The organism is Pseudoalteromonas sp. NZS11_1 (assembly GCF_015864275.1).
Lineage (GTDB): Bacteria > Pseudomonadota > Gammaproteobacteria > Enterobacterales > Alteromonadaceae > Pseudoalteromonas > Pseudoalteromonas arctica.
Map to the genome: position 1 here is coordinate 59,012 of NZ_JADYXK010000024.1, position 11,173 is coordinate 70,184.

Here is an 11,173-nt window from a genome sequence, read left to right on the forward strand (position 1 = left end):
AGGGTAAATAGCTGTGCTGCCGGTTCAAGACATATATCAACAACTCGTTACTACATTACAAAGTAATCCTATTACGTTATTACAAGCGCCGCCTGGTGCGGGTAAATCTACGTGGTTGCCGCTGCAACTAATGCGCGATGGGCATTTTAAACGTATTGTAATGCTAGAGCCTCGCCGTTTAGCTGCTCGTAATATTGCCAGCTACCTAGCAAAGTGCCAAAACGAGAGTGTTGGGCAAAGTGTGGGTTTGCGGATTAGGGGCGAGAGTAAAGTAAGCGCTAATACGCGCCTCGAAATAGTCACCGAAGGCATGCTAACGCGCATGTTGCAAAACGACCCCGAATTAAGCGATATTGATTTACTGATATTTGATGAATTTCATGAGCGTTCAATTGCAGCCGATACCTCACTTGCCTTTGCGCTCGAGACCCAAAGTGCGCTGCGTGAAGATTTAACCATTATGCTTATGTCGGCAACTCTTGATACTGAGCGTTATACAGCGTTTTTTGACTGCCCTGTAATTCAATCAAGCGGTCGCAGCTACCCAATAGACGAAATATACATACCCATAAAAGATGAAAGCCGTTGGCTTGATGCAATTCCTACCATAATAAAACAAGCACTTAATGAGCAAACAGGTAGCGCATTGGTATTTTTACCTGGACAATTTGAAATACTACGCGTGCAACAAGCACTGAGCGATTTACCAAGTAACTGCCAAGTTGCAACGCTATTTGGCGAGCAAGATAAAGCTAATCAACAAGCTGCTATTGCGCCTGCACCAAACGGCATGCGCAAAGTAGTGCTAACCACCAATGTAGCCGAAACCAGTTTAACTATTGAAGGCATACGCATTGTAATTGACAGCGGCAAGCGCCGTGCAGCGACCTTTAATTTAAAAACAGGGGTTACAGAGCTCACAACACAAAGTATATCGCGCTCGTCTGCTGTGCAGCGAGCAGGGCGTGCAGGGCGAATAGAGCCGGGCATTGTTTATCGAATTGGCTCAAAGCAAACCTTTGAGAGACGTAATAGCCACGACAATCCCGAAATACTCACATCAGACATAAGCCAACTTATGCTTGAGGCAAAGCAATGGGGAGCCAGTATTGATGAGCTAACCTTGCTCGATAAGCCCACTGAGCAGCAATGCGAACAAGCAAGTAACCTGCTTAACATGCTAGAAGCTGTTGATAGCAAGGGTAAGCTCACACCGCTTGGCAGTAAAATGTTAGGTTTTGGTGCTGATATTCGTTTGGCGCATATGCTACTAAAAGCACAAATACTTGATGACCAACTCCCTGGTATTTTTAGGCTCGCTATTTATTTAGTGGCATTACTTGAGAGCCGAGTAAACAGTGCAAACGAGTTGAGTTTAGCGTTGCATAGCCAACAGCAACGTCCGCATCCGGTATTTAAACAGCAGTTAAAATATTGGCAAAGCCGCTTAAAAGTAAAAGACGAAAACAGCGAATTAAATACGCATTATATTAGTTTGCTAGTGGCATTGGCGTACCCAGATCGCATCGCTAAAAAACGCGGTAATGGTTACCTACTTGCCAATGGTGCAGGTGCTGAGTTAAATGCCGATTACTGGCACAACGACGATTACTTAGCTATAGCAACCATGGGCGGGCACAAAGGAGGGCGTATATTTGCAGCCACCGCGCTTAACCCATTTGAGTTACAAGAATTTTTACCGCATTTATTTAGTGAACTTACTCGCTGTGAGTTTGACGAAAAATCAGCACGTTTTATTCATCAAGATGAAGTAAAGCTCGGGGCTATAACGCTCAGCAGCCAGCCTAGTAAACAAAAACTAGATAAGAGCGAGCGCGCTAAAGCGTGGCTAAACTTATTTGCTAAACACGGTTTTGCATTATTTAACGAGCAACCTGATGCGCAGCAATTGCTGATACGTATGAGTCTAGCAAGTAAGTTATTACCCGATAAATTTCCAAAAACAAATGAGCAACAACTCATTCAAAATGCAGCGCAGTGGCTAAGCGTGTTTTTAGAAGATATTAAAACGCTCACGCAGCTTAAAAAGTTTAACTACTTTGAAGCATTACAAAACTGTTTTGATTGGCAACAACAAACCGCGTTAAAAGCACTGTTACCACTGCGCTTAACGGTGCCAAGTGGCTCAAATATAAAAATAGAATACCAGCTTGATGGCCCCGCAAAGCTAAGCGTGCGTATGCAAGAAGTTTACGGCTTGACCAGTACGCCTATGCTTGCCAACGGTAAACTGCCACTGCTTATGGAGTTGTTATCGCCAGGTAAACGCTCACTGCAACTTACTCAAGATTTAGCGCACTTTTGGGCTAGCAGTTACCGCGATGTGCAAAAGGAAATGAAGGGTCGTTACCCTAAGCATTTTTGGCCAGACGACCCTGCCAACAGCGTTGCAACGAATAGAGTTAAGAGCAAAATGTAGATGTTAGTTACTTAAAGTTATTTGTTTTATTATTGAGCGTATTAATATAGTGTACCTATAAATGAATCAATATTTTTAACTACAGGGAAGTAAGTGATGAAGCTACTTTTAACGTTAGGCTTGGCCTTAGTAACTGCTTTTTCGGCTTATGCTGAAAAGCCACTCGACTTAAATGCGTTTGCGCAGCAGTACTATAAAACAATGACCGCCACACAAGCACCTAACGCAGGTGCTAAAGAGCTTGAGGCTTACCTTGCATTGTTAACCGATGATATTGGCAATCAGCATATTCCGTATCAACCGGATGACTCACGTACTCCAGATGGTAAAAAGCAGATGCGCAAAGGTATGAGTTTTTACTTAGGTGCGCACACATTGTTTGAAAGCACACTGCTTAATACATTTGTATTTAACGATACAGGCTTTGCTATTCGTTATAAGAGTCATGCAAAGGGCATTCATCCGCAAAATAAGCAGCCAATAGAATACACCTCCACAATGATGGAAGTAATAGAAGTTGAAAACGGTAAAGTGGCGATGATCCGCAAGTATCACGAATAACAAATAAGGATATATATGAAACATTTACTTATCGCATTATCAATATTAATGCTTAGTGCATGCGTTAGCACAAAAAATGATTTTAGATTTGATGGCTCTACACCTGAGACAACTCAAGTGGGAGTTAATAAAGTTTTAAAAGCATTAAAGCCTCAAGATTCCATGCGTTTTTTAGGCGCTTTAATCGCAATTCAATTTTCTGACGTGCAAAGCTTAGACGATATTATGGGCGACCCGACCATGATGGGGGAAATGAATTACTTTATTATAGGCAAAAAAATAGATGGTTTAAATTATTACGAATTACTGGAGCTTGCGAGTTCGTCTCCATCAAAAGTTGAATTTTCTGTCGTGGAATAATTTCAGCTTTTTGTACTACTTTAAATGTGTAATACCAATCCGCAATAATACTTAATCATTTTGCGGGGTTAAACGTGTCGCTACCTGCGTTAAAAAATTCTCATTTAGAACAACTAAATAGCGAATTTTTTGCCTAGCTATCAACACGTTTTTCCGCCCTCAAAATAGACCACTTAATTAAGCGAATTGGTATAATTTTATGTCTATATTAAATATATTATTGAAAGGGCTAAAGTTTTAACGCTATAAAATTTAATAGTAAACTTTGTTTATTCCTGCTCATGAATTTATACTACGCTTTAGTAAGAAGCTAATTATTTATTATTTAGGTACAGGGAGTCTAAAATATAAAAATGTAAGCTACTTTGACTTAATTTTACACGATTAGATAGAGACTATGACATTAAGATTTTTTGTAATAATAGGTACTTTGATTTTAATGTGCTTTGTAACAAGTTTATTAGTAGGGTACCGCTATTTCTTTAGCCTGCCGACCATAAACACTAGTATTGAAGATTATCAAAATCGTGAATTATTAAGTCTTAAAATTGCGCTTGATAGAGAGTTTATATTTTTAGAAACACTCAATTATGACTACGCCGTATGGGATGATACCTATAATTACATGGCTGATTTTGACGTAGAATATGTAGATTCAAACTTTGTAGGTGACACCTTCTACTCTCTCAAAATTGATGGTGTGTTTATTTACGATATAAACTTTAATATGGTTTTCGGGCAAGCGTATAATTATATTAAACATACTGAGTTTGATGCACCTGATTTAGATTTACAGGTTAATAAATTAAACCGCGCAATTATTCCTAATTCAAAAGCCTCTGAAGACGACAACAGTTTAAGCCATTCTGGTTTTTTGCAAACAGCGGACGGCCCTGTCATGTTTGCATCGCATGTAATAAAGCGAACAGATAAAACAGGTGAGCCTGTTGGTAGTATTGTTTTTATAAAAAAGTAAGACCGTCGTTGATCAAGTCCTTAGCTGAGATTGCACAAGTGGAGCTTAGCTACTCACAAATAGAACAGGCTAGTTCTTTAAACGATATTGCGACGCTTAAAGGGAGCCTCCAAGGAGAGGACATTGCCACTCAAAGGAAAAGGGTGATTCTAGATATAAACGGTAATCCACTTATTGCTTTGAACATTAAGCACCACCATCAAACACTGCCAGTTTTATTTGATCACTATTTAAAACTTATTTTGTTAATGTTTTTTGTAATGTCACTTTTGAGTTTCTATATTGTAAATCGTTACTTTATTGAACCACTTATTAACGGTGCGTCCGCTATCAATTCAATGTTGGTTAAAAACGATTTACAGCCTCTGAGATTCAGTAATAAATTTTTAGAAATGCGCGTTTTAATTAGCGGGTTTAATGCATTAATTAAACAAGTTAAAGATCAAAATTTTAAGCTTGAAAAAATAAGTAAAATTGATGGGTTAACCCAAATTTACAACAGGCGTGCCTTTGACGAAATTATTGTGGCGCAATGGGAACAGGCTCAACAGCAAAAAAATGCCTTTGGAATAATATTACTTGATGTAGACCATTTCAAAAATTATAACGATTTTTATGGTCACCAAGGCGGAGACAACGTTTTACAAGCTCTTGCCCAAAAGCTAAAACAAGTAGCTAAGCAAAACACAGGTACAGTGGCGCGCTATGGCGGCGAAGAGTTCATATTATTCTTTAAACAGCTTTCTTATGAAGAGTTTGTAGATATATCTCAGCAATTGCTTTTGGCGGTTAGGGAATTAAATCTACCTCATGAAGCGTCGCCTGTACGTGAGTATTTAACAATTAGTGCTGGGTGTGTATTTGCTACAAAAGAAACCTTAAGTAGTAATAATGTGTCTATGCAATCACTAATTAAAGAAGCTGACATAATGCTTTACGAAGCGAAAAACTCAGGTAGAGATAAAACATCTATCAAATCTATATAATTCAAGTGAATTATATAGATGCATCAGCTGTTTTTTATTATAAAACGCTTAAACCTCTTTCCCGCCATGGCTCTGTGCTAGGTCGTCAAGTTCGGCGCAAGTGTAATCAAAACCACTTTCGTCGTATTCGTATGTCACTTTTACACTATCGCCGCCATTAAAAAGTCGTGTTTTTACATCGTTAACCGGCCAGTCTTTCAGCTCGTGTAAAAACCGGTTAGCAACTTGTGAAGATTCAAAACAATAGCGAATTTCTGTTTTCATAAATAATAAAGCTCTGGCTGTTTACCCCTGCAGCTAGTGCATTATTAATGGGGCGTTCATGATTCGGTTACAAAAAATAAAGAGTTAAATTGTAAATTTTGTGTTTCAATAAATGCATCAAACTCGGTACACACTAACGTACTTTAATTAACAAATGATGACGACTTTACATGCATTATAAATTTGCTCTGATCGCAAGCTCGGTTTTTATACTAAGCGCTTGCGGTGGTTCAGGCTCAGATGATACGCCAACCGTTAACGGAAATAAAATCCCCATTTTGTCAGTCGCTGATATTCCTAGTGAATTAAGTAAGGGCCAAACAATTGAGCTAACAGCAACAGCCAGTGATAAAGACGGCACTATTACATCGATTGTATGGCAACAAACGCAAGGGCCTGAACTAATTAGCGGGCCTTCAGAGGCAGTAACCACCTCAGTAACACTGCTAAATGCGCAAAGTTATAAGCCTGTTAATTACGCTTTTTCGGTCACAGCAACCGACAATGAAGGAGCAAGCAGTGTAAAAACGCTGAGCTTTATAGCGCGCAATAATATGGATGAGATCAGCGCCGCACGGTTACTACACCAAGCAACAATGGGGCCTAAGTTTAGTGAAATACAAAACGCACAAGGTTTAAGCGAGCAGCAATGGCTTGATAAACAAATAGCGCTACCTATTAATTATCACCGTGATTATTTAGTAAAGCTAAATGACGATGACGACTTTAAATACATAAGCCGCATAGATGCATGGTGGAAAGCAGTAATGCAAAGTGACGATCAACTTCGTCAACGTATTGCGTTTGCGTTAAGTGAAATATTAGTGGTGTCGGATGAAAATAGTGCCTTAAGAGGGCAACCTGAGGGCATGATCACTTATTACGATTTATTACTCAAACATGCCTTTGGTAATTATCGTGACTTACTCGAAGATGTGACGCTTTCGCCTATTATGGGGACTTACTTAAGCCATTTGGGTAACGAAAAAGCAGACGATACACTTAATATTCGCCCAGACGAAAATTACGCACGTGAAGTAATGCAGTTATTTACTATTGGCCTTGAAGAACTAAATCTAGATGGCAGCGCCAAGCTTGATGCACAAGGTAATACCATTGCCACTTACGGACAGGTAGAAATAGAGGGTTTTGCACGCGTATTTACTGGTTGGACGTTTGCCGATAGTGAAACATTTAAGCGTAAAAGTCGTGATTATATTAAGCCAATGGAAGCATTTGACGAGTACCATTCTAGTAAACAAAAAACCTTACTAAACGGTGAGGTTATACCACAAGGTTATGCAGCAGAAGAGTCATTGCAAATAGGGCTCGATAATTTATTTAATCATCAAAATGTTGCGCCGTTTATTAGCAAACAGCTTATTCAGCGATTAATTACCTCAAACCCAACCCCCCAATATGTTGAGCGAGTAGCTAATGTATTTATTGATAACGGCGCTGGTGTACGCGGCGATTTAGCGGCGGTAGTAAAGGCTATTTATTTAGATGATGAAGCGCGGCATTTTGGCTCAGTGCTTAATTACCAAGGTAAAATTAAAGAGCCTATTTTAAAAACTGTACAGTTTTGGCGAAATCTCGATGCTAAATCGCCAGCGGGTTATTATAAAACATGGAATTTAATAAATAGCTACGGACAAGGACCCATGCAATCGGCTTCGGTATTTAACTTTTTTAGGCCTGATTATCAAACCGCAGCTTTGCGAAATGAAGGTATTGTTGCACCAGAATTACAAATAGCAAACGACGCAACACTGATTGGCACCATGAACGCGCTTTACGCAAGCTTAGTTTGGAGTACCGCAGAAGCGCGCAGCGATTTAAATTCAAATAGTATTTATATTTATGTTCAAGACGACATGAATTTTTTAGAGAAAAATGGTGTTAGCGCGCTATTAGCTCAGTACAACACGTTATATTTTGCAGGCGCAATGAGCAGTGACACGCGCCAAGCGTTACTTGATTTAGATGCCTATTTTAATGAAGAGCAATACCGTGAACGGGTTTCGTATTTATTATATATGATTGCTATTTCACCTGAATTTAACGTGCAGTATTAGGAGCGCATAATGAGCATTAATAGAAGAGAGTTTTTGTCGTTATGTGTAAAAGGCAGTGTATCGGCTGCCGCGTTAACGAGCCTGCAATTACAAGCATTAACTGGAGCGACTAATGCCGTTGAGCTAGGTGATTACAAAGCATTAGTGTGTGTGTATTTATACGGGGGGAATGATTCGTTAAATATGCTAGTTCCGCTTGAAGGCGAGCAACGGAGTTTGTACGAACAAAGCAGGCAAAACCTAGCGGTAGAGAGCCCACTTGAGCTAAGCAATAAAAGCCAGTTTGCCGGTGGAGTCGGTATTCATCCTTCACTTGAACCTATACAAAATGTGTTTGAATCTCAAAATTTAGCATTTATAGGTGGGGTAGGTACTTTACTCGCTCCCACAACATTGAGTGACTATAAAAATAAAACAATAGGTTTGCCTAAGCATTTGTTTTCGCATAATGATCAGCAAGCTGCATGGATGTATGGTCGAGAAAAACAATCACTTAATAGCGGGTGGGGCGCACGACTTTTAGAACGTTTAGAGCTACAAGATGAGTTTGCAGCTAATGTATCACTCGACGGTACTAATTTATGGCAAACGGGAAGTGCTAGCAATGCATTTGCGCTTAACAAAAGTGGCATTAGTAGTATTAACGCGTTTGGAGGGTATCAACCTCGTAGCGAGCACGTAACTTCTATTATGAACCGCTTACTAGGCAATACGAGCCATCCGTTAAGTACAGCTTATGCCAATGGCTTAACAAGTGCGATAAATAACACTCAAGCAATGAACAGCGCGTTAGAAAGCGCGCCTGCACTTATTACCCCATTTAGCGATAATAGTCTTAGTGAGCAATTTGCAGCAGTCGCTAAAACAATTAGCGTACAGGCAAAATTGAGCACTCAGCGCCAAGTGTTTTTTGTTTCTATGGGAGGGTATGATACGCACGATAACCAATTAACAACGCACCCTGCTTTATTAAATACGTTAGCTCAAGGGTTAAGTGAATTTGATAGCGCGATGAAAGAGCTTGATATGGCAGATAAAGTGACTGCGTTTACTATGTCTGATTTTGGTCGCACGTTGACCTCAAATGGCGATGGCACTGATCATGGTTGGGCAGGAAACCAAATAGTAATGGGCGGCGCAGTAAAAGGCGGCAATATATATGGCGAGCTACTAACTCAACATTTGGATGGCCCACAAGATACCGGTGGCGGGCGTTTAATTCCAAGTGTTGCTAATGAGCAGTACTTTGCCACATTGGCTCAGTGGTTTGGTGTGCCAAGCTCTGAACTTGTTGATATTTTTCCAAACTTGAGTAACTTTGATCACACAACATTGGACTTTTTTGTGTAATTAGTCGCTAATAGTAATCTAAAAGCACTTGTTAGTAGTATAAGCTACTGGTTAATAGTGCTTATCTGTTTTAATAATAAAAATCACACACAATATAGGAATCATAAAATGAAAGTTTTAGTGAGCTTAGTTAGTTTAATCGCTTTTTTACTCGTCATACTGCCAGGGCCTTTGTATAAATTTGGTATTGTAGAATTAGGTGTTGCGTTTACGGGGTTTAAATTTGGCGTTTATGCTGGTGGCGCTGCATTGGTGCTACTTATAGTACAAGCGTTATTTATGCGTAAAACGTTAACGCTAAGCAGTGGTGTTATTGCACTTGTATTTTCGGTTGTGGCCATTGCTATGCCACTTAATATGATGAACAAGGCTGAAGGCGTACCGGCAATTCATGACATTTCAACTGATTTAGTTAATCCACCAAAATTTGTAGCAATTGCACCACTGCGTGCAAATGCATCTAACCCAGTAGAATACGCGGGTGAAGAAACGGCAGTACAGCAACGCAAAGCATACCCGGAGCTGGTAACGATAAGCTTTGCACAATCTAAAGCCGATTTAATGACAGCAAGCGAACAAGCAGTTAAAAATCTTGGCTTTGCATTGGTAAGTGCAAATACGGCTACAGGTATTGTGGAAGCTACCGATACAACAACGTGGTTTGGTTTTAAAGACGATGTGGTAATTCGTATTAAAGATGAAGGCAGCCAACGTTTTGTTGATATTCGTAGTAAGTCGCGAGTAGGGCGTAGTGATTTAGGAAAAAATGCAGAGCGCATTCATTCAATTATTAATGAATTAAACAGCTTACTTGCAAAATAATTAAATTTAGCTCCCTAGTCCTAACGATTAAGCCCAAACACTGTTTGGGCTTTTTTTGTGCCTATTTTATATTGTCAGGTTCTATTCACAGGCTATGTACTATGCTGTTGATGATTTAAATTTTTAACCACTATGGAGTTATTATGAAAACTGTAGGATATGCAGCAAAAAGCCAAGGTTCTGAATTGACAGAGTTTTCTTTTGAGCGCCGCGATTTACGAAATAACGATGTAGAAATTGAAATTTTATACTGTGGTGTGTGCCATTCAGATTTACACGCCGTACGAAATGATTGGGGTGGCAGTGACTACCCATTAGTACCTGGGCATGAAATTGTTGGTAAAGTTATGTCGGTAGGTAGCGACGTTAAAAAATACAAGCAAGGCGACACGGTTGCTGTTGGTTGTATGGTTGATTCGTGCCAAAGCTGCGATCAATGTGATAACGATGAAGAGCAATTTTGCCGCGAAGGTATGATTGGTACTTACGCAGGCAAAGACCGCATTAGTGGTGAAATGACCCAAGGTGGGTATTCTAAACATGTTGTTGTACGCGAAGAATTCGTACTTTCCGTACCAGTAAATTTAGACCTTTCTCGCGTAGCACCGCTACTTTGTGCAGGTATTACTACTTACTCGCCACTTCATAAATGGGGCGTAAAAAAAGGTAGCCGTGTTGGTGTTGTTGGTCTAGGCGGACTTGGCCATATGGCCGTTAAAAATGCAGTTGCAATGGGCGCAAGCGTTACGGTAATTGGCCGTAGTGAGTCTAAAAAAGATGATGCGGTTAAATTGGGTGCTCAGCATTACTTAGTGTCATCTAATGATGACGAAATGAAAGACTCGCAATCTGCCTTTGACGTCATTATAGATACGGTACCTGTAAAACATGATTTATCTATTTACACACCACTACTTGATGTAGATGGTACTTTAGTTATTGTAGGCCAAGTTGGTCCTGTAGATGAGCTAAGCACGGTGCCATTATTAATGGGTCGCCGTCGTATTGCAGGCTCACTTATTGGTGGTATTGCACAGACGCAACAAATGCTCGACTTTTGTGGTGAAAATAACGTGCTACCTGAGTGCGAAATGATCAACATTGACGAAATTAACACTGCATACGAGCGTATGGAAAAGTCTGACGTACGATACCGCTTTGTTATTGATATGGCATCGTTAAACGCTTAATTTTACCTAAAAAGAGCCGCTAATTAGCTAACACCGATCAGTTAAGGTATTTTTGATCGGTTGACCGATCTTTTGGTTGCTTCACAATACCCTTATCATCTTTTGATTATGAGGGTATTTTTATGCTTAGTCATTGGTTACTTGAT

At 39.8% G+C, this 11,173-nt stretch carries 10 protein-coding genes; 9 read left to right on the top strand and 1 reads right to left on the bottom strand.

What is annotated here, in order from left to right; all coding sequences use genetic code 11:
• Positions 1 to 13 precede the first annotated feature (13 nt).
• From hrpB to I6F44_RS19650, 5 genes are all read left to right on the top strand, one after another.
• Positions 14 to 2,440, top strand: a complete 2,427-nt coding sequence (gene hrpB, locus I6F44_RS15550; protein WP_197174126.1) for an ATP-dependent helicase HrpB — start codon at positions 14 to 16, stop codon at positions 2,438 to 2,440.
• Positions 2,441 to 2,536: 96 nt separating this feature from the next.
• Positions 2,537 to 3,001 carry a nuclear transport factor 2 family protein gene (locus tag I6F44_RS15555; RefSeq protein ID WP_197174127.1) on the top strand — a complete coding sequence of 155 codons (465 nt, stop codon included), beginning with the start codon at positions 2,537 to 2,539 and terminating at the stop codon, positions 2,999 to 3,001.
• A gap of 15 nt (positions 3,002 to 3,016) precedes the next feature.
• Positions 3,017 to 3,361, top strand: coding sequence for a DUF6694 family lipoprotein (locus I6F44_RS15560; protein WP_197174128.1), 345 nt, complete (start codon positions 3,017 to 3,019; stop codon positions 3,359 to 3,361).
• A 397-nt stretch (positions 3,362 to 3,758) separates the two neighbouring features.
• Positions 3,759 to 4,337: a CHASE4 domain-containing protein gene (locus tag I6F44_RS19645; protein WP_231612861.1), complete on the top strand. Its 579-nt coding sequence runs from the start codon at positions 3,759 to 3,761 to the stop codon at positions 4,335 to 4,337.
• An 8-nt stretch (positions 4,338 to 4,345) separates the two neighbouring features.
• Positions 4,346 to 5,323, top strand: coding sequence for a diguanylate cyclase (locus tag I6F44_RS19650; RefSeq protein WP_231612862.1), 978 nt, complete (start codon positions 4,346 to 4,348; stop codon positions 5,321 to 5,323).
• Positions 5,324 to 5,371: 48 nt separating this feature from the next.
• On the opposite strand, the gene I6F44_RS15570 is transcribed toward I6F44_RS19650, so the two are convergent.
• Complete coding sequence (locus I6F44_RS15570) at positions 5,372 to 5,587, bottom strand: hypothetical protein (protein ID WP_002958138.1); 216 nt, start codon at positions 5,585 to 5,587, stop codon at positions 5,372 to 5,374.
• A 170-nt stretch (positions 5,588 to 5,757) separates the two neighbouring features.
• Here I6F44_RS15570 and I6F44_RS15575 point away from each other — a divergent pair, with 170 nt between their 5' ends.
• The 4 genes from I6F44_RS15575 to I6F44_RS15590 all read left to right on the top strand — a co-directional run bounded on the left by I6F44_RS15575 (position 5,758) and on the right by I6F44_RS15590 (position 11,027).
• Positions 5,758 to 7,665: a DUF1800 domain-containing protein gene (locus tag I6F44_RS15575; RefSeq protein WP_197174129.1), complete on the top strand. Its 1,908-nt coding sequence runs from the start codon at positions 5,758 to 5,760 to the stop codon at positions 7,663 to 7,665.
• A gap of 9 nt (positions 7,666 to 7,674) precedes the next feature.
• Positions 7,675 to 9,015 carry a DUF1501 domain-containing protein gene (locus tag I6F44_RS15580; protein ID WP_024593536.1) on the top strand — a complete coding sequence of 447 codons (1,341 nt, stop codon included), beginning with the start codon at positions 7,675 to 7,677 and terminating at the stop codon, positions 9,013 to 9,015.
• Between the two features lie 108 nt (positions 9,016 to 9,123).
• A complete protein-coding gene (locus I6F44_RS15585; RefSeq protein WP_166378710.1) occupies positions 9,124 to 9,837 on the top strand; it encodes a DUF1499 domain-containing protein in 714 nt (237 codons plus the stop codon).
• A 143-nt stretch (positions 9,838 to 9,980) separates the two neighbouring features.
• The gene (locus I6F44_RS15590) at positions 9,981 to 11,027 is read left to right on the top strand and encodes an NAD(P)-dependent alcohol dehydrogenase (protein ID WP_197174130.1); all 1,047 of its coding nucleotides are present in this window, start codon (positions 9,981 to 9,983) and stop codon (positions 11,025 to 11,027) included.
• The last annotated feature ends 146 nt before the right edge of the window (positions 11,028 to 11,173 follow it).

Coding starts and splice junctions, on each gene's coding strand:
- I6F44_RS15555 (WP_197174127.1), top strand. CDS start 2,537: ATGAAGCTACTTTTAACGTTAGGCTTGGCCTTAGTAACTGCTTTTTCG.
- I6F44_RS15560 (WP_197174128.1), top strand. CDS start 3,017: ATGAAACATTTACTTATCGCATTATCAATATTAATGCTTAGTGCATGC.
- I6F44_RS19645 (WP_231612861.1), top strand. CDS start 3,759: ATGACATTAAGATTTTTTGTAATAATAGGTACTTTGATTTTAATGTGC.
- I6F44_RS15570 (WP_002958138.1), bottom strand. CDS start 5,587: ATGAAAACAGAAATTCGCTATTGTTTTGAATCTTCACAAGTTGCTAAC.
- I6F44_RS15575 (WP_197174129.1), top strand. CDS start 5,758: ATGCATTATAAATTTGCTCTGATCGCAAGCTCGGTTTTTATACTAAGC.
- I6F44_RS15580 (WP_024593536.1), top strand. CDS start 7,675: ATGAGCATTAATAGAAGAGAGTTTTTGTCGTTATGTGTAAAAGGCAGT.
- I6F44_RS15585 (WP_166378710.1), top strand. CDS start 9,124: ATGAAAGTTTTAGTGAGCTTAGTTAGTTTAATCGCTTTTTTACTCGTC.
- I6F44_RS15590 (WP_197174130.1), top strand. CDS start 9,981: ATGAAAACTGTAGGATATGCAGCAAAAAGCCAAGGTTCTGAATTGACA.